This window comes from Aminobacter sp. 01T433, assembly GCF_056398585.1.
On sequence record NZ_JBFTPR010000006.1, the window covers coordinates 277,158 to 296,531 of the forward strand.

The following is a 19,374-nucleotide window of genomic DNA, read 5'->3' on the forward strand; positions in this document are numbered from 1 at the left end:
CCGACAACGAAACAAATGGAGATGAAAATGCACAAAGCCCTACTGGCTGCTGCTTGTCTTGCGCTGAGCAGCCTGCCTGCATTGGCCCAGGAAGTCGTTCTTGGCGCCGTGGTGCCGCTGTCCGGCGCGAGCGCGACGCTCGGCGACGACCAGCGCCGCGGCATCGAGCTTGCCGTCGACAAGATCAATGAGAATGGCGGCGTGCTCGGCGGCAAGAAGCTGCGCGTCATCATCGAGGATTCCGGTGGCCGCGCGCCATCCGCGCTCGATGCTGCCAAGAAACTCGTCACCGTCGACAACGTGCCGGTAGTGATCGGCGAATACTCCTCGGGCATCACCATCCCGGTCGGCCAGTATCTGGTCCAGGAAGGACGCGTGCATCTCAACATCGGGTCGTCCAGCGGCAAGATACGCGGCCTCGGCGACGGCTCGTTCTCGCTGATCGGCCTCGACAACGTGTCCTCGGGCTTCGCAGCCCAGGACGTGGTCGACAACAAGTGGAAGAAGGCGGCTGTGATCGTGCCGAACAACGCCTATGGCCAGGGCGTCGCCGAGCAGTTCCAGAAGGCATTTGCGGCACTTGGCGGCGAAGTCGTCACCACAGTGATGTACACTGAGGGCCAGACCACCTATCGCCGCGAGCTGCAGCAGATGGAGCGCAGCGAGCCCGACGTCTATGTCTACTCGGCCTATGGCAAGGAAGCCGCGACCATCAACCGCGAGTCCTTCGAACTCGGCATCAACTCGACGCCCTGGTATGCCATATACCTGTCGATGTGCACCTCCGACGCCGACCCGAAATTCGTCCAGGGCCAGTATGGTCTCGACCTCAACTACATCGGCCCCGATGGCGCGGCTTATGAAACCGCCTACAAGGCCAAGTACAACGAGCCCTTCAAGACCAGCTTCAACGGCTATGGCTACGACGCCGTCATGATGGCCGCTGCCGCGATCGAAAAGGCCGGCTCGGCCGAGCCCAAGGCGATCAGTGCCGCGCTGAAGGAAATCGGCAACGGCTACAAGGGCGCCACCGGCGACATCACCTTCGATGCCGATCGCCAGCGTTCCAAGCAGCCCTATCTCAAGCTGAAGATCGAGGACGGCGTCCAGCAACGCTAGGGTCCCGACCCTTGTCCTCTCGGCAGGCCGGAACTGGCGTCCGGCCTGCCTTTCCGCACCAGCGCAGCCGCTGTGTGACGAAGTCACCTTACGAGAAAAGAGCATGGTCCAGTTTGTCGTCGACGTCCTGATCCGCGCGGTCGACCTGGCGCTGATCGCCATCGGGTTGAGCAGCGTCTATTCGCTGATCCGCTTTCCCAATGTAGCGCTTGTGCAATATGCGACGACAGGTGCGCTTTTGGCGCTTGGCCTGCAGATGGCTGGCCTGCCGTTGGTGGTTGCGGCCATCGCCGCCTGTGCGCTGGTCGGCATCATCGCGGTCGTGCTCAACGTCGTTGTTTTCGAGCGCCTGTTGCGCGCCGGCTCGGCCATCGCCATGATCGGCTCGCTGGCGCTGTCCATGGTGTTTTCGGCGATCTTCCTGGTCACTGCTGGCCCCAGGCCCAAGCGCTTCGAGCTGGAGATCAACCCGCCGCTGCGTTTCTTGGGCGCGCGGCTGACCGAGCATCAGCTGATGTCGGTGGGCATCAGCGCGCTCGCCATCATAGTCTTCGCGCTCATCCTCTTCCGCACCGACCTCGGCCGCTGTATGCGCGCCACTGCCACCAATTCGGTGCTCGCCAGCGCCACCGGCATCGACACACGCAAGGTCACCAACACCGTCGTCTTCCTGTCGGGCGTCATGGCGGCACTCGGCGGTATCGGTCTGTCGGTCAAGGGTGAGATGAGCGCCCAACTCGGCCTCGATATGCTGCTGCCGGTGTTTGCTGCCGCAATCCTCGGCGGGCTCGGCAACGCGCTTGGTGCTGCCGTCGGCGCCGTCGTCATCGCCGCTGCCGAAACCATGGTCACCAATGTCAATTTCGGACCGTTGTTCGGCGAATCCGTGCTGTTCATTCCCGCCGCATATGCCACCGCCGCGTCCTTCCTGCTGCTTGTCGTCGTGCTTCTGATCAAGCCCTACGGCCTGTTCGTCTCGGAGGTGAAGCGTGTTTGAGTTCCTCATCCATGTCGCGATCATGGCCTGCCTCTACGGGCTGTTGTCGCTCAGCCTTAATCTGCAGGTCGGCTTTGCCGGGTTGGTCAATTTCGGCCAGGTGATCCTGTTTGGCTGCGGCACATACGGTGCGGCCATCGCCTTCTCGCACCAGCTCGGCCCGGTCGCCGGCATCGCGCTCGGCATCGTCTTCGCCGTGATTGTCGCCGCTGCCTTCGCCCGTCTAGGCCGCAATCTCGGCGCCGACTATTGGGGCATCGCCACACTTGCGGTCGCCGAAGTGCTGCGCATCCTTGCCAACAACGAGGCCTGGCTGACCGGCGGCGCGCAAGGCGTCGGCGGCATCCCGCTTTTGTTCGGCGACATGCCGCGTCCCTTGGGTCCGCTGATGACGCTTGGCCTGTGCATTCTCCTGCTGCTCGCCGCCTGGTGGCTGTGCCAGCGCCTGACCACAAGCCGCTACGGGCTGGCGCTCAAGCTTATGCGCGAAGAGCCGCAGCTTGCCGCCTCGCTCGGCTATGATCTGGCAGCGCTAAAGACGCAAACACTGATGGTCGCTGCCGTCCTGGCCGCCGCCTCGGGCTTCGTCTTCGCCCACTACATCACCTTCGTTGGTCCCGACCAACTGGTCAGCTCCGAGACCTTCCTGATCTGGGCGATGGTCATCATCGGCGGCTCGGGCAACCATCTCGGCGCCATCGTCGGCGCCATCCTGATGCAGTTCCTGTTCGCCTTCGTGCCCTTCGTGAAGGATGCGCTAGGCCTGCCGTCGGAATATGTCGCGGCCATGCGCTTGACGCTCGTCGGCGGCGGCCTGCTCGCCTTCCTGATGTGGCGCACGCAGGGCCTGATCCCCGAATGTATCGGAGGCAAGCAAAATGGCTGAGGCTGTCCTGACCGCCGAGCGCGTCGCAAAGGCCTTCGGCGCCCACAAGGTGCTGAGCGACGTGCGTTTTCGCATCGGCGCCGACGAGATCGTCGGCCTGCTCGGGCCGAACGGCTCGGGCAAATCGACCCTACTCAACATCGTCTCGGGCTTTTCGCGCCCCGATGCCGGCGATATCCTTTTCCTTGGCAGATCTGTTGCCGGCATGCCTTCCTACAAGATCGCCCGACAAGGCCTGGTCCGCACCTTCCAGTTGCCGTCGATGCCACACCGCATGACCGTGCGCGAAGTGCTGCGCGCCGGATCACGCGACGGGGCAGGGCTGCTCGACGCCTTCACCGGCAAGGGCAGCGACGACGCCGAGGCCGAGGAGCTGATCGAACAGTTCGCCCTCGCGCCTGTCGCTCACCAGCCGGCAAGTTCGCTGTCGGGCGGCCAGAAGAAACTGCTCTCCATCGCGGTCGCCTTGCGCACCAGGCCGAAACTGCTCTGCCTCGACGAGCCAACGGCGGGCGTTCATCCGCAGCTGCGCAGCCGCATGGTCGAGCTGCTCAAGGCGTTCAACAAGCGCGGCGTCGCCATGCTGGTGGTCGAACACGACATGCATTTCATCCGCGAACTATGCAGCCGCTGCATCGTGCTCGACCGTGGCGAAATCATCGCCGATTGCGCCCCGCGCGCGCTCACCGAAAACGAACGCGTCGTCGAGGCCTATCTCGGCAAGTCGGTCGCCAAGCAGAAGGTGTCGGCATGATCCGCGTCAACAAAGTGCGCGCCGGCTATGGCGACGGCCCTGATATCCTGCAGGGCATCGACCTTACGGCTTCCGGCGGCGAGATCGTCACCATCCTCGGCCCCAATGGCTGCGGCAAGTCCACGCTGCTGAAGTGCATCGCCGGCTTCGTCAGGCCGCGCGGCGGCGCTGTCGAGATGGAGGGCCGTGATGTCAGCGCGGTTGCCGTGCACGACAAGGTCAAGCACCACCGCATGGGCTTCGTGCCGCAGACCGACAATGTCTTTTCGACCCTGAGCGTTGCCGACAACATCCTGCTTGGTGCCCGACATCTGCCAGTGGCCGAACGCAACGAGCGTTATGCAGAGCTGATGGCGCAATATCCTTCTCTGGCTTCCAAGCAGGAGCGCAAGGCCTCGGCTCTGTCAGGCGGCGAGCGCCAGATCCTGTCGCTGGCCCGTGCCCTGATCTCCAACCCCAAGGTGCTGCTGCTCGACGAGCCTTCGGCGGGCCTGTCGCCCTTGATGATGCACGACGTATTTACCGCGATCGCCGAAATCCGCGACCGCACCGGCATGTGCATCGTCATGGTCGAGCAAAACGCCTTCGAAGCGCTCAGCGTTGCCGACCGCGCCTATGTGTTGTCGCTCGGCAAGGTGGCGATCGAGGGCAGGGCAGCAGACCTTTTGGCCGATCCGGCGATGCGCCATCTCTACCTCGGCGGCGAGCCCCCGGCCGTCGAGCCTCATCCCCGGCTCGCGGCAGTCAGCTGACGCAGCATCTCCCCAGACATAGAAGGGCAAATCATGACCATGGCTGCACAGCCGGCCGGCCAGGCCGGTCTCGTTTCGAACATCGAAAACATCCCGTTCGACACCGACAACGGCATCGGCCAGACGGCCAATCTCGGACTTCTGGTGTTGCGCACCGACCAGACCATCGAGGACGAGTTCCGCTTCGCCTTGCCGGAAGGCGTAGCACTCTACGAAGCGCGGCTGCACTCGCCCGTCGAGATCACGCCAGACAATCTGCGCAAGATGGAAGCCGACATTCCCGGCACTGTCCGCCTTTTGCCCGACGTGCGTTTCGACGTGATCGGTTTTGGCTGCACCTCAGGCGCGCTGGTGATCGGCGAGGCCCAGGTCGCCAAGCGCGTCCTGGAAGTCATGCCCGAGGTGAAGGTAACCGACCCGGTGACTGCCGCACTCGCCGCCTTCAAGGCAATGGGCGCCAGGAAGATCGCGCTGCTCACGCCCTATATCGCCACCATCAACCATTCGCTGCGTGAAGCCTTCATGACGCGTGGGCTTGAAATCCCGGTCATGGGCTCGTTCAACGAGCCGGACGACAATCTCGTCGCCCGCATCACCACCGAAGCGATCGAAAAGGCAATCCTCGACGTCGGTTCGTCGGACGAATGCGAAGCGGTGTTCGTCTCCTGCACCAGCTTGCGCGTCGCACGCATCGCCGAACGGGTCGAGGCCAAGCTCGGCAAGCCGGTGACCTCGAGCAACCATGCCATGGCTTGGCACATGCTGCGCCTCGGCGGCTACGACAAGCCGATCGAAGGCCTCGGCAAGCTCTATCGGACACCGCTGGCAGGCTGACAGCCGGCCTTCCAAATGCAAGAGCCGCGGCGTTACCGCCGCGGCTCTGGTTTGTTCAGTTTAGCGCGGGCTCAGTTGATGGCTGCAATGTTGCCGAGGCGCAGGAACAGCGTCTCGCCGGAAGAACCGTCGACACCGTCATTGTCGGTGACGACAAAGGCCTCGCCCGATGCGTCGATGGCGAAGCCCTCGACCTTGTCGACGACATAGCCGTTGGTCGCCGCCTTGAGGTCGGGCAGCAGGTCGCGCACCAGCGCCTTTTCCACCAGCGGCAGCTCGCCGCCGAGCTTGGCCGGCTTAAAGCCGTCGAGCGCAACCGCATAGATGCGCTTGTTTTTGGCTTCCTGGGCGATCAGATTGTCGCGCTCGATGACGAACAGCTTGCCGTCATGGGCTGATATCTCCGACAGGCCGACCCAGCCTTTTTCGGCAGCGTCGAGCGGGTAGCGCACCGCCGACCACTCCTTGTCCTTGGGCTTGTAGGCCAAGAGCTTGACCTGGCCCTTGGGATCGTCGGCCCATTCGCGCTGGATCGCCATGACCAGCGTAAGATCATCGCCTTCGCCAAGCGTGGTGATGCCTTCGAGACCGAAACGGGTCTCGTGCGCCAGAAGCTCGGCCGGGAATGCGATCTCTTCCTTGATTTCACCCTTGGCGTTGACGTTGTAGATGGCGTGCGGAACGAGCTTATCGGAACGGCCTTCCGACGCGAGCCAGAAACCGCCCTTGCCGTCACCAACGATGCCTTCGAGATCGAGCTTTTGGGCAGGCTGACCGTCACGCGTGACGATTGTCTTTTCGGTGATCAGGGCAGGGGTCTTTGACGTATCGATGGTGAAGATAGCCGGGGCCGAGCGATAAACCGAGTCCGACACGGCATAAAGCTTGCCGGCTTGCTTGGGATCGGCCGCGAGACCCGAAAGCGCGCCCCAGCCAAGCGGGGTGCCGTCATCCTTGAAACTCGAAGTGATCTGCGGGTAGGCGGCTTCACCTTCGCCGAGTTCGTAGACCATGACATGCGAACGCGCGAGGCCGTCTTCGACAAGGTCGGTCTCGTTGGCGGTGACCAGCAGGTTGCGCTGCGGGATGGCAACTAGGCCTTCCGGGCCGATGCCTGAGGGCAGCAGCTGGAGGAATTCGGGCGCGGCACCGGTATCCTTATAGACGCCGATCAGCGAGGCGCGCTCGGCGGCAACGAAGATCAGCTTCTGGTCGCCGAACGTCGCGAATTCGAGACCTTCTGGCTCGATGCCCTTCTTGTTGCGGGCGTCGGGATAGTGGCCGGCAGAAGCCGCCTGATATTCGAAGGACGGGCCGGATTCATAAAGCACATCGCCAGCCTTGGAGAAGATGGTGAAGCCGCGCGCGCCGCCCTTGTAGTCGCCCTCATTGGCAACGACGAGGCGGTCATTGTCGAGCCACTTCACGGCGTCGGGCTCGCGTGGGGCGTTTTCGACCGTGCCGGTGAAATTGAGCGCGCCGTCCTTCTTGGTATCGACGTTTTCGAGCGTCACTTCGCCTGCCGGAAAATGCGCAACGATCTTGGCGGTCGCTGCATCGACAATGGCGATGTGGTTGTTTTCCTGAAGCGTGACGGCGATCTCGCCCTTGTCGTTGAAGGCGACGAATTCCGGCTCGGGATCTTCCGGCGCGACAGTGGCGATGCCGGTCAGGTCGACGGTCTTGATCGAAGCGCAGTCGGGCGCGCCATCCTTGAGGGCGACGATCTTGAGGTTGCCAGCTGGCAACTGCGGCAGGGCACCGTCATTCAGTTCTTCGTCGCGCTCGTTTTCGATGGCCACGGCGAGGAATTTTCCGTCCTTGCTGAGCGCCACCGAGTCAGGCTGGCCGCCGAGATCGCATGACGCCTCGATCGCCTTGGAAGCGAGGTCGATGATCGTGAGGTTGCCCGAAGGCTCCTGCTTGTTCTTGGAGGTGTTGACACCGGCCAGCGCCTTGTTGCCGGCAACGATCACCGAGGTCGGCTCGCCGTCGATCTTGACGATGCCTGCGGCCTTCGGCGCCTTCGGATCGGTGATGTCGATGAAGCCGACCGCACCCAGCGGGCTGTCGGAATAGACCAGCGTCATGCCGTCTTCGGTTGCCGCAATGATTTCCGACGAGGTCGGGGTCGCTGCGTCGACATCAGCCGGCAAGTTGGTGGCGACGGGAAAAGTGGCGATACGGTTGAACGCCTGGCCGGCATGAGCGGGGAAGGCCGCTGACGCAGCGAGCGCGGTCGTCAAAAGCAGGAGCTTGCGTGACATGGAAAACCTCTTTGCCTGAACGGAATTGCGGGTTCCGTTTGGGGCAACGAGATTTCAGCGCGATGACAGCTGGATGATGGTTTCGTGACAGTGCCCATGCAGTTAGCGGGCACGCCAGCTGGTGTTTCGAACAAGGCCCGCGTGGCCTGTCTCTTCAGAAAGAAAAAACAAAGCCGCGCAGCAATGCTGCGCGGCTCAAATATCTCAAGGCTGCTTCAAGGCGGACTCAGGCGTTGAGCCCGGCCCTTTCGTCATTGCTGGAAAATTCGGCGAACTCTACGCGATTGCGACCGCGTGCCTTGGCCTCGGAGAGGCGACCGTCGGCTTTGCGGAACATCTCGTCGAATTCGAGCTGATCTTCAAACAAGACAGCCCCGACGCTGACCGTCAGCGGGCAATTGCGTCCGCCCGGTTCAAGGATGGTGTCGGAGATCGAGCCGCGGATGCGTTCGGCGACACGCTCGGCATTTTCCTTTGTGGCGCCAGGCAGGAACACACCGAACTCCTCGCCACCGATGCGGCCAACGAGATCGCCGGTACGTACGGAAGACTTGATGGCGCCGGCGACGATCTTCAGCACCTCATCACCCCAGGCATGGCCGAACCTGGCATTGATCGCTTTGAAATCATCGACATCGACAACCAGCAGCGCACCCTGCCGGCGTCCCGATCCAGCCGAACCGCTGCGAAATGCATCGATCAGGCTCGCGAAAACACCCCCATTGAGCACCGAGGTCAGCGCATCGACCGAAGACAGCCTGCTGACTTCGGATTTCAGGGCGCCGAATTTGCGCCGTTCATTGGCGACAATGGCAAGCAGCGGAGCGGCGACCACGCCAGCAACAACCCCGGCGCCGATCACGGCGCGCCAGAAGATGCCGTCTGCCTGGCCATGAAACAGGATAGCCGCAGCTCCTGCAGCGACCGCAACGCAAGCGGTCGCACCCAAAAGCGCGTAGCGGGCGACTGGTGCCCAGCTACGCCCTGCATTTCCTGTACCCAAATTGTCCACGCCAGATCCCTCCGCTCTCATGTCGAACCGATCTACCCGTGGAGAATGAAACATTCCTTGTGCGAATGCGAACAGTTTGACGAATACCGCAGAAATTCGAGGACTTTTCCGAATTTCACGATCCCAAAGCCTTGGCGCGCCGCGGTTTGCCTTCTCAGCCCGGGGGACCGAACACACCCATTTTGGCCTTCCGCGCGACCTCCTCGGCCTTTTCATAGCCACCGCCCGATTTGGCGTACGCCCAGCCGTTTGAGACCAGCCACGCGCCAACATCCTGCTTGCCGAGTCTGCAGGCGGCAGCCACGGCTTGCCTTTCTGCCGGCGGAAACACCTGGCACGAAGGCGCTCGACCGCGCAACCAGTATCTAAAGGCAAGCATGGCCCGCTCGCCGCAGTTCCAATTCGTACCCTCGAACTCGCATGTCCGATCGGGACTGAGCGCCTCGGTGCCAGCAATAAGTATCGTGTAGCCCATCGACTGGAACGAGGCCGAGGACGTCACCGCCGGACGATAGAGAAGCGTGCCCTCCCAATCGTCTGGTGCAATCGGCTTGGGTAGCGGGGCGAGCCCCAAGTCACCGAGCGGTGGTCTCGCCTCGACGCGTTCCAACGTCTGCCCAGCAGCTCCAGGCGGTACGACGACATCGGGGGCAATCGCTCGTGTCGCGTCGCGCTTAGTCGCTCCTAGGTCTCCGGAGGCGACACTGGGCTTGTTTGCAGAGTCCGCAGATATGGCACCTGGTGAATCGGCTTCGAAAATCGGCTGTTGTGGTGTATAAACGTTGCCCTGTGCAATGACGGCCAATGCGACCGCGCCAATCGCGGCGAGCGCAACCAATGGAACAAGAATTGCACGCCGCGAGGTCACGTCGCTTTCGCTCTCACACAACACTGCACAACGTCCTGACGGCGCGGCAAAGCATTTCACCATCGAACAGATGGATATGGATTGCATGGCAGTGCCAGTCTTGGAAGAGACGCACTGTGAACGTCGAAAAATTGCGTAAAATTTTCTGAAAAGTATATCTCGAAGATTATACTGCAGTTACCCGTGTTTATTTCCGATAATTTGAGATGATGTTGTTAGCCTCCATCAAAATAGGTGGGCGCAATGAAAGCAACAGCGAGCAACGTTTCGAAACTCGGATTGAGGAGCCTTGCAGCGGCAGCGCTTCTCGTTGCGGCGTTCAACGGAGCCAGTGCAAGCGAGCGAATTGATGCGGCGTCGCTGACAGTCGCCCAGACTCACGCCGCGCCGCTTCTTGGGGGCTTGCTGCTTGTCGAACCTGCGGCACCCACAATTGCCGCCAAGCCCTTCCAGTTTGGCCGGGATTTCGACGGCTACGGTCTTGCCTTGCGCAGCACACCCGACAACGACACGGCGGCTGCAGGTATCGACCAGATGAAAACAGCTGCCATCATTCCCGGTGTGTTCGGTTCGGTTGCCATTCCGATGCGCAATTTCCCTGTCGCGGGGCGCTGGGCCAAGGTCTATCGCCAAATCAGCGACTGTGCTGATCAGGCCGCTTGCGGCAAGAACGGCGCGATCCTTTCTGCGCTGGCCGTGCGCAGCCGTGACGGCAAGTTCCTCGACAAGCTCGTCGCCGTGAATCGCGCGGTCAACACCATGATCGCCTACCGCAGGGATGAAGCGGTCTACGGCAACCTCGATTACTGGGCCAAGCCGGCCGAAATACTTTCGCGCGGCGCCGGTGACTGCGAAGACTTTGCCATTCTCAAGATGGCCGCACTGATCGAAGCCGGCGTACCGGCGCAGAGCATGTCGCTTGTGGTGTTGCAGGACAGCAGCCGGGGCGTCTTCCACGCCGTTCTGTCGATTGCCACCCAGAGTGGAACCTTCATTCTCGACAATTTGAGCAACGATGTCCTGCGCGACGGCGCGCTGAAGAGCTATGTTCCGCTTTATTCCTTCAGCACCGATCGTGCCTGGATCCATGGCGCGAAACCCGGCTCGGAACAAATCGCGGCTGCAACAGGCAGCTTTGCCGCAATCGCGCCCGGCGAGGGCCCGCTACAGCAATAAAGTGACTGCAAAGCGGCCAGGATCGAGCTCGCGCATGGCGAATCGACGGATACTGACCTCACGGCAATTGCAGGTTGACCCGCCGCCTCGATCCGCGAGGTGGCATCGTCGGTGCATAACCTGCGCGCTGATCATGCCGAGGCAGCTTTAGCAGCCAGAAATGTAGCATTTTTGCATCAGTGCTTTAGTCAAATTGCTCGAATCGTTGGATTCAGAGTAGGGGCATGAAATTTACTGTCGATTTTCTTCCGCCACTGGATAATTGCTCCTAGTGGATGGGTTTGGGTTTTCGGTTGCTGCGGGGCACCGGAAGGTAGTGGGGGAATGTTTATGCCGATGGGTCTCGGACGACTGGCGATGCGGCTTGGGGTATTGCTGACGGCAACCATGCTGTCGGGCAATGGCGCCAACGCGCTGACGCTGAAGGAGGCGATGGCGGTTGCCGTCGAATCCAACCCTGAGATCGGCCAGGCCATCGAAAACCGCGAAGCGATCGAATTCGAGCTGCGCCAGGCGAAGGGACTTTACCTTCCGAGCGTCGACTTCGAAGCATCGACCGGTGCGCGCCGGCTCGACAACTCATCGCGGCGCGCCCTTTCGATTGAAGACGACAGTCTGTACCCGTCAGAAGCGGGTGTGGTCGTGACGCAGAAACTGTTCGACAATGGCGCCCGTCGTGCCGAACTGACGCGCCAGGCCTCGCGTGTCGATGGTGCGTCCTTCCGCGTGCTCGAACGCTCCGAATTCATCGGGCTTTCGGTCGTCCAGGACTATCTCGAATATATGCTCCAGGCGCAGATCGTTGGCGACGCCAAGAGGAACCTCGGTGTCCACCAGTCGATCCTCGGCGACATCCGCGAAGGCATCCAGGGCGGCGCCCTGACCGATGCCGACCGACAGCAGGCCGAAGAACGGCTCTATGCCGCGCAGGCCCGCTTGCAGGAAGCAAACGAAGAACTGGAAGCAGCGAAGATCAGGTTCTTCAAGACTGTAGGCAAGCCGCTGACAAGCCCGTCGAAGCCCGGATCGGTGGCCAAGGCGCTGCCACGATCGCTTGACGACGCGATCGGGCTTGCTCGCCGCAACAATCCGCGCGTTCATATGGCCGGCACCGACATTGATGCAGCTGCATCGCTTGTCGATGCAGCAAGGGCCAAGTACGGCCCCGAGGTCGTTGCCGAGGGCCGCGCCCGCGTCGGTACGGATATCGACGGCGACGCCGACGATACCAACGACCTGCAGGCAAGGCTGGTGCTGCGCTGGAATCTGTATCGCGGCGGTATCGACAAGGCTAACGAGCAGGAGCAGATCCGGCGCGTGAGCGAGTCACGGCTTGCACTTAATCAGGTCCAGCGTGAAGTCGATGAGGCTGTGCGCATTTCGTGGGAACGTCGCTTCCGCCAAGCCGAACTGACCAAGACGCTGCGCCTGCAGACGGCTGTCAACGACCGACTCGTCGTATCCTATCGCGAGCAGTTCAAGGTCGGCCAGCGCTCGCTGCTCGACGTGCTCGATGCGCAGAATACGCGCTTCAATTCCGAAACCCTTGCCAACACCGCGGCTTTCGCATCATTGTTTGCCGAATATCGCCTCCTGGCAGCAACCGGCCAGCTGTTGAAGACGATGGACATAACGCCGGCAAAGCAGACCACCGCCTATGCCCGCGGCGAGTTCAACGTACCAGCGACAGCCGATACCGACACCTATGCGCGGACGCCTTCGGAGCAGGTAAACAATATGCCGTTCGACCTCCTGGCCCCGGTCAGAAAGAAATAGGGTGGCTGCCTGACGGCAGCCCCCGCCCGTCATGAACCAGCAGATTCATATCCAGACGCCGGTAGAAGCGTTCAAGTCCTGCTTTTCAGCGGTTGCTGCCTATCTTGGCCGCCCGAGCGCTGAAACAGTGCTATTTTCCGGCGTGCCAATCTCGGCGACGCGTATAGAGGTGCAGGAAATCAGGCATCTCGCCGAGCGCATCGGCCTGGAAACGACGGAATTCGAGCATCGCGACTTCGCACGCGGCCGCTTCGACCTGCCAGCGATCATTTTCCGCCCCAACCGCTTGCCCATCGCCATTCTGGCGGAGCAGCGCGACGGGGCCGAGTTTCTGACGGGCCCTCAGGAAGACGGGCGCACGTCGATCTCGCGCGCCGAGTTGATGGCCGCACCGATTGCCGGAGGCGTCGGCTTTTCGATCACCTATGCCAATACCGCCGAGGACATGAATGTCGGCAATGCCGCCAGGATCGAACGGCCGCACTGGCTGTACGGCACGCTGGGCATGTTCTGGCGCTCCTACTCGCGCGTGGCGCTGGCGGCGATCTTCATCAACCTTCTGGCGATTGCCTCGCCCATCTTCACGATGAACGTCTACGACCGCATCTTGCCCAACAAGTCGATCTCGTCGCTTTGGGTTCTGGCGATCGGCGTGTCGACCGCGATCCTGTTTGACCTGCTGCTCAAGACCGCGCGCGCCGCACTCATCGACCATGCCGGTCGCAAGGCCGACCTGCGCATCTCCTACATGCTGTTTGAGAAGGTGTTGAACACCTCGCTCAGCGCGCGACCCGCATCGACCGGCGAATATGCCAACCGTGTCTCGCAATATGAATTCGTCCGCGAATTCTTCACCTCAAACACCGTCAGCACCTTCATCGATACGGCATTCGTCTTCATCTTCCTGCTGGTGATCTACGCGATTGCGGGCTGGCTGGTCATCGTGCCGATCATCGCCTTCATCGCCGCAGTCATTATTGGGCTCGTGGCGCAGCACCGTATCGGTAAGCGCGTGGCAGCATCGATGAATGAGGCCTCCCAGCGCCAGGCGCTGCTGGTCGAGTCGATCTCGACCGTCGAGACGATCAAGTCGCTGCGTGCCGAGGCCTATCTGTTGCGGAAGTGGCGCGAGCATTCCAAGAATGCCGCCAACACCTCGGAAAAGATCAAGGAACTGTCGTCGGCAGCCGCCAACATGACGCAGTTCGTGCAGCAGCTGGTTACCGTAGGGCTGGTGGTAGCGGGCGCTTATGCGTTCGACAGTGGTGCCGTCTCGACAGGCGCCATCATCGCCGCCGTCATGCTTTCGGGGCGCGCCGTGGCACCGCTTGGCCAGCTTGCCATGACCATTTCGCGCTTCCGCCAGGCGATGCTGTCGCTGAGGGTACTGAACTCCATCATGGAGCAGCCCGAGGATCGTCCTGATACAGTCGGCTTCGTCAATCGCCCCATCCGCGTCGGCGCGCTGACGCTGCGCAATGTCGGCTTTGCCTACCCAGGCACGGAAACCGACGTACTGACCGGCATCAACCTGTCGATAAATCCAGGCGAGCGCGTCGGTATCATCGGCCGCATCGGCTCGGGCAAGACGACCTTCGGGCGTCTGGTCGGACGGCTGTACCTGCCGACCACTGGCGAGCTGCTGCTCGATGGAATCGACGTGCGCCAATACCACCCTTCCGAAGTTCGCGCCGCCGTCGGCATCGTCGCCCAGGCAGGCGACCTGTTTTCCGGCACGATCAAGGAAAACCTGTTGATGGCGCGGCCGGAAGCGACCGACGAAGAGATCATCGCCGCGGCGAAGGCGGCGGGCGTCGACGAATTCATTTCGCGCCATCCGCGCGGCTATGACATGAATGTCGGCGAGCGCGGCACCAACCTGTCTGGCGGTCAAAGGCAGGCCGTGGCAATCGCCCGGCTTTTGATGACGAGGCCCAAGATCGTGTTTCTCGACGAGCCGTCGGGCTCGATGGACCTGGCCTCAGAGCGGCAGCTGATAAAACAGCTCAAGACGGCCTTCAACGACAAGACCACACTGATCATATCGACCCACCGCTACAGTATGCTTGAAATTGTCGACCGCCTTATTGTGGTCGAACAGGGGCGTATCGTTGCCGACGGGCCAAAGGAAAAAGTCATTCAGGCGCTGCAGAAGCCAAACGGCTGAAAGCAGATGTCTGACGGCATGATTATATTGAATTCGTTCAATATAATGGGGCATTGATGATATCAAAAGAAGATAGACCGCCATTCTTTGCATCGGCAGCCGTGTGGATCATCGGCGGGCTGTTTGCGGCGTTCGTCGTGTGGGCATCGCTTGCCGAAGTCGATGAGATCGCGCGCGGCGAAGGCAAGGTCATTCCTGCCTCAAAGACCCAGATCGTGCAGGCCAGCGAGGCAGGGATCGTCGAGGAGATCGCCGTCAAGATCGGTCAGGTGGTCAAGAAGAACGATCTCATCGTCCGGCTCGACGACACGCTCAACGAATCCAGCCTCGGCGAACAGCAGGCAAAGGCGCGCACGCTCTCGGCCCGCATTGCCCGGCTCAAGCAGGAACAAGAAGGCCGGATCGGCGAGCCACTCAGCTGTCCCGAAGATCTCATGCGCACAGCACCCCAGATCTGCGAAAACGAGCAGAAGCTGCTCGTGGCCAGGCGGCAGAATTTCGACATCAAGCTCAATGTGTTGAAGTCGCGGCTCGACCAGCGCGAAAAGGAACTGAACGAAGCAAAGGTCAATGTGCAGCGGCTGACGGAGAGCCTGGCGGTCAGCGACAAGGAGGCCGAGCTCATCACCTCCATGGTCAAGCGCAAGCTGATGGCCCAGACCGAACAGATGCGCGTCGATCGCGAACAGACCGAACTCAGGGGCCAGCTCAATCTGGCCGAGGAAACCATCAAGCGGACCGAGGGCGCGATCGTCGAGGCCAAGCTCCAGGTCGACGAATTCGGCCTGCAGCTGCAGCAAGAAGCGCTCGACGAACTGACCCAGGCGCTGGCCGAGCTTTCGGTGGTCGACGAAACCATCCGCGGCGCCACCGACCGTGTCGCGCGCACCGACATCCGCTCGCCCGTCGACGGCATCGTCAATACGCTCGACGTCAACACGCTGGGCGCCTTCGTGCAGCCCGGCGCGGTCGTGGCGGGCATCGTGCCGACTTCCGAGACCTTGCTCGTCGAAGCCCGTGTCTCGCCGCGCGACGTTGCTTTCATCCGCCCCGACCAGAAGGCGCTGATCAAGGTTTCGGCCTATGATTTTTCGATTTTCGGCGGCCTCAACGGCAAGGTGCAGACGATCACCGCCGACTCCCTGGTCGATCAGAACACCGGCGAGCCCTATTATCAGGTACGCGTGTCGACCGACCGTTCCACGCTGGAGAGGGACGGCATGTCCTATTCCATCATTCCCGGCATGATCAGCACGGTTGAGATCATCACCGGGCGCAAGACCATCCTTGCCTACCTGCTCAAGCCCATCAACAAGGCGCGCAACGAGGCGCTTCGTGAGCGATAGCGCGCCTTCGCCAGATGACCTTGGCATCAACGTCTTTTCGGTTGACGATCTGACGACCGATTTTCGCGTCGTCGTTCGCCAGGGGTCGCGGCGCGGCATCAGGCTCGAGCGCCTGTTCTGGACTACGCTGAAGCAGCTGGCCGAACACAACCGGCTGACCATCGGCGAGATGGTCGAAGAGATCGCTCGCGCAAACGACGATACCAGCAACCTCGCCTCGGCTATCCGCGTGGCCTGCTTGCGCTGGATTGCCGACCAGAATGCGTCACTTGGCAAGTTGGCCTCGCTGCGCACCATCAATGCCATTTTGGGCGCCTGCCCGGCACCGGCCTTCGCCCTGTCGTCGATGAAGAAGATCCTATCGCTCAATTCGGCATTCCAGAACCTGGTCAAGCGGCAGCTGCCGGTCGGCTTCGGCGACGAGACAAATCGCGACCTCAGGCTTTCGCTCGACCTTAACGTCGCCGACATTTTCGCCAGGCTCGATGCCAATGGCGGCGTGCCGATTGCCAGCGGTTTCGTCATCGGAGCCGGCGAGCGGCGTTACCACGGCCAGCTCAATATGGTCCGCGCGCCGATCAGAGCGCCGGAACTGCTGCTTTCGTTCGTGGTCACCTGATAAACCCGCGAGCAGGCGTGCCCGATCCTCACCATCGTCTTGGCTGATCTTTGGCCCGCTGGCGGGCAGTTCAGCGCATGTGGAAACGTTTCACAGGCAGACCTTATACCCTTAAGAATTCGCCAGAATTTACTTGCAAAATTTGGCCGCGATTTCTCTGCCAGTTAACCACTCGAAAACTTTTCGAGGGAGCAGCATATCCTGATATGCATTCGGGTTCTCGTCACAGTTGTGTTTGCTGACGGCCCATTGTTTCAGTGTCGCTAAATTACGATTTGGGGATGGGCAATGGCGACCTCTGTTGATTTTGAAAATCTGTCTGCTTCCGTGGCTGAAAATGCAGCCCTGCCAGAGGGCGCGGTAGCCCAGCCTACGGTTGAAGGCCAGATTGTGGCCCAGGCAGCCGATCCCGTTCCCGTCGATGCCGGTTCCGGTGAGCCCGTACAGGCAGCGCAGCCCACGGCCGCTGCACCTGCGCAGGCGACGCCTACGGAATTTGTCGCGGACGCTTCAAACATCGTCCACCTGCCCGCCAGCATCTCCATCGACAACATAAAGGTCGACGGCAACAATCTGGTCCTCGAACAGGCCGATGGCACCCTCATCGTCATCAAGGACGCCGCCGCCAATGTGCCGACCTTCCTGCTCGGCGATGTCGAGGTGCCGCGCGTTGCCCTGATCGCGGCCCTTGAAGCCGGCGGCATCAATGTCGCCTTCGGTGCCGATGGTTCGTTCTCTGCGGGTGCGGGCGCGGCGCAGGGCTCGGGCGGCAACTTCGAGATCCAGGCCAACGGCATCGGCGACGGATTCGACGTTTCCGACCTGCTGCCGCCGACAGCACTTATGTTCCCGCAATATGCAGGGCGTGAACTTGATGCCGGCATTAATGCCGAGCCCGAGTTCCTGAGCTTTTCCATCCGCCTGTCCGAAGAGGGACTGAGCGGCGGCAATCGCGACAACGGGCCCAATCCGTTCGACACCACCAATGAGCGCGTGTTCACCGGCAATTTCGGCGCGACCGACAGCAATGGCGATCCGCTTACCTACAGCCTCGGCCTGCCGAACCCGGCGACCAATGCTGGCATCACATCGCATGGTGCCGCGATCACGTGGAATCTGGTCAACCCCAACTTGCTTGAGGGCAGGGTGGGAGACGTCGTCGTGGTTCGCTTCGCCATTACCGATCCGAACACCGGTGCCTACAAGGTCGAGATCTTGGGCCCGATCGACCATCCGAGTTCCGGCATCGAAGACGTTGTCGGCATTGTCATTCCGGTTACCGTCAAGGATCCGTTCGGCGGATCGGCGACAGCGGATGTGACCTTGCAGGTTGAAGACGACAGCCCTGAAATTTCCGGGGTCCGTCTCGGCGCAACCGCCATTCTCGACGAAACGAGCGCGGGGACGCCAGGCGGTTTCCCGATCAACGTCACCAGCGCCGGCTCGATTCTCTCATTCAGTTCGACCTTCGGCGCCGACGGCGCAGCGGCAGGTGGTGGCGTTGTCTACGCCCTTACGCTGTCGGGCAATGCCGCCACGAGCCTGAAGACGGCGATCGGCGATTTCCCAATCACGCTGGTGCAGACGAACTCGACCACGATTACCGGCACTTTTCAAAATGGCGGCACGCAAATCGCCTTCACCGTCAAGATCAACGCCGACGGTTCGCTGACCGTCACGCAGAACGTTCCGCTTGAGCACAACTCGGATGGTTCGACGCCAGCGTCGCATAATGACTCGTTGAACCTTGCCGGACTGGTCAACGCATCGGTGACAATCACCGACTTCGACAATGACAGCGTCTCCGGCGGCGCCCAGATCGGCGGCGCGATCATCTTCGAAGACGACGGTCCGAAGGTTGTCGGCGAGTCTGCGGCGATCACCGTCGACGAGGATGATATCTTGACGTGGCTTTCGGTAGGCACGTCACCGAACGATGGTACTGGCGACGGTTCAAGCAGCGACTTCGAACTGCCGTTTGGCTTTGGCGCGACTGCAACTGGATCGGTTGCCGGCTTGGTCAATTTTGGTGCTGATGGCGCTGCTGCCGGCGGTGGCTTCGGCTTCACGTCGTCGGCCGTCGCCGACATGGCCGCGATTGGCCTTCAGTCGAAGGGCGTTGTTCTTAGCTATGTGGTCAACGGCAACACCATTGTCGCATATGCCGACAACGGCAATGGGAGCTACAGCCAGATCCAGGACCGTACGATTTTCACGCTGACGCTCGATCCTGCGACGGGCAATTTCAAGTATCAGCAGTTCGACCAGCTCGACCATGTTGCGCCGCCTGCGGGAACGAGCGAAGAAAACACGCAGCTGAAGACTGCCGGCGGGACGGTGTCGTCGATCGACTTCGGCTCGATCATCAAGGCGACCGACGGCGACGGCGACTTCGTGGTGCTCGCTGGCAAAGTCAACATCACCATTCGCGACGACGTTCCTGAGGTCGAATTGACGACGACAGGTCGTTTGCTCGTGCATGATGAGACGTCGGGCAGGCAGTTAGACGCCGACGACGTTTTCGGCTCGCTGTCGCTGTTCGATGGCATCACCAACAAGGGCAATGATCCGGATGTTGCCGGCAACGACCCGATCGGCTTTGCCAAGCAGAACGGCCTGATCGATGCCGATGTTGCGTTTGGCTCGGATGGCGCGGCAGCGCAGGGCTCCAAGGTGTTCTCGCTGGTGCTGAAGGGCGGCGACGCCCAGGATTCCGGACTGCGCACGACCGAAGGTTATGTGATCCGTCTCTACCTTGAAGGCGGCCTGATCGTTGGCCGTGTCGACGGCGGTACGTTCAA

General features: G+C 61.5%; 15 protein-coding genes. 12 read left to right on the forward strand and 3 right to left on the reverse strand.

Annotated elements, in window-relative coordinates; all coding sequences use genetic code 11:
• The first annotated feature begins 27 nt into the window (after positions 1-27).
• From AC1DLV_RS13515 to AC1DLV_RS13540, 6 genes are all read left to right on the forward strand, one after another.
• Positions 28-1,119, forward strand: coding sequence for an ABC transporter substrate-binding protein (locus AC1DLV_RS13515; RefSeq protein WP_476800059.1), 1,092 nt, complete (start codon positions 28-30; stop codon positions 1,117-1,119).
• A gap of 103 nt (positions 1,120-1,222) precedes the next feature.
• Positions 1,223-2,116 carry a branched-chain amino acid ABC transporter permease gene (locus AC1DLV_RS13520; protein WP_476800060.1) on the forward strand — a complete coding sequence of 298 codons (894 nt, stop codon included), beginning with the start codon at positions 1,223-1,225 and terminating at the stop codon, positions 2,114-2,116.
• Positions 2,109-3,002: a branched-chain amino acid ABC transporter permease gene (locus AC1DLV_RS13525; protein WP_476800061.1), complete on the forward strand. Its 894-nt coding sequence runs from the start codon at positions 2,109-2,111 to the stop codon at positions 3,000-3,002. The genes AC1DLV_RS13520 and AC1DLV_RS13525 overlap by 8 nt, the downstream gene beginning before the upstream one ends.
• The gene (locus tag AC1DLV_RS13530) at positions 2,995-3,756 is read left to right on the forward strand and encodes an ABC transporter ATP-binding protein (RefSeq protein WP_476800062.1); all 762 of its coding nucleotides are present in this window, start codon (positions 2,995-2,997) and stop codon (positions 3,754-3,756) included. Before AC1DLV_RS13525 ends, AC1DLV_RS13530 begins: the two co-directional genes overlap by 8 nt.
• Positions 3,753-4,508 carry an ABC transporter ATP-binding protein gene (locus tag AC1DLV_RS13535; protein WP_476800063.1) on the forward strand — a complete coding sequence of 252 codons (756 nt, stop codon included), beginning with the start codon at positions 3,753-3,755 and terminating at the stop codon, positions 4,506-4,508. Before AC1DLV_RS13530 ends, AC1DLV_RS13535 begins: the two co-directional genes overlap by 4 nt.
• 33 nt (positions 4,509-4,541) lie before the next feature.
• A complete protein-coding gene (locus AC1DLV_RS13540) occupies positions 4,542-5,342 on the forward strand; it encodes a maleate cis-trans isomerase family protein (protein WP_476800064.1) in 801 nt (266 codons plus the stop codon).
• Positions 5,343-5,413: 71 nt separating this feature from the next.
• Here the strand turns inward: AC1DLV_RS13540 and AC1DLV_RS13545 are convergent, their stop codons facing one another.
• The 3 genes from AC1DLV_RS13545 to AC1DLV_RS13555 form a co-directional block, all read right to left on the reverse strand.
• Entirely contained in the window at positions 5,414-7,609 is a 2,196-nt protein-coding gene (locus AC1DLV_RS13545) for an esterase-like activity of phytase family protein (RefSeq protein WP_476800065.1), read from the reverse strand.
• A 226-nt stretch (positions 7,610-7,835) separates the two neighbouring features.
• Positions 7,836-8,621 carry a GGDEF domain-containing protein gene (locus AC1DLV_RS13550; protein WP_476800066.1) on the reverse strand — a complete coding sequence of 262 codons (786 nt, stop codon included), beginning with the start codon at positions 8,619-8,621 and terminating at the stop codon, positions 7,836-7,838.
• A gap of 154 nt (positions 8,622-8,775) precedes the next feature.
• A complete protein-coding gene (locus AC1DLV_RS13555) occupies positions 8,776-9,576 on the reverse strand; it encodes a thermonuclease family protein (protein WP_476800067.1) in 801 nt (266 codons plus the stop codon).
• A 156-nt stretch (positions 9,577-9,732) separates the two neighbouring features.
• On the opposite strand from AC1DLV_RS13555, the gene AC1DLV_RS13560 reads away from it, so the two are divergent.
• The 6 genes from AC1DLV_RS13560 to AC1DLV_RS13585 all read left to right on the forward strand — a co-directional run.
• Complete coding sequence (locus AC1DLV_RS13560; RefSeq protein WP_476800068.1) at positions 9,733-10,665, forward strand: transglutaminase-like cysteine peptidase; 933 nt, start codon at positions 9,733-9,735, stop codon at positions 10,663-10,665.
• Positions 10,666-11,001: 336 nt separating this feature from the next.
• Positions 11,002-12,441, forward strand: a complete 1,440-nt coding sequence (locus AC1DLV_RS13565; protein ID WP_476800084.1) for a TolC family protein — start codon at positions 11,002-11,004, stop codon at positions 12,439-12,441.
• A 31-nt stretch (positions 12,442-12,472) separates the two neighbouring features.
• Positions 12,473-14,608 carry a type I secretion system permease/ATPase gene (locus tag AC1DLV_RS13570; protein WP_476800069.1) on the forward strand — a complete coding sequence of 712 codons (2,136 nt, stop codon included), beginning with the start codon at positions 12,473-12,475 and terminating at the stop codon, positions 14,606-14,608.
• Between the two features lie 56 nt (positions 14,609-14,664).
• Positions 14,665-15,954 carry an HlyD family type I secretion periplasmic adaptor subunit gene (locus AC1DLV_RS13575; protein WP_476800070.1) on the forward strand — a complete coding sequence of 430 codons (1,290 nt, stop codon included), beginning with the start codon at positions 14,665-14,667 and terminating at the stop codon, positions 15,952-15,954.
• Entirely contained in the window at positions 15,944-16,573 is a 630-nt protein-coding gene (locus tag AC1DLV_RS13580; protein WP_476800071.1) for a ribbon-helix-helix domain-containing protein, read from the forward strand. Before AC1DLV_RS13575 ends, AC1DLV_RS13580 begins: the two co-directional genes overlap by 11 nt.
• Positions 16,574-16,861: 288 nt before the next feature.
• Positions 16,862-19,374 (forward strand): DUF5801 repeats-in-toxin domain-containing protein (locus tag AC1DLV_RS13585; protein WP_476800072.1); only part of this gene is annotated, 2,513 nt, incomplete at its 3' end.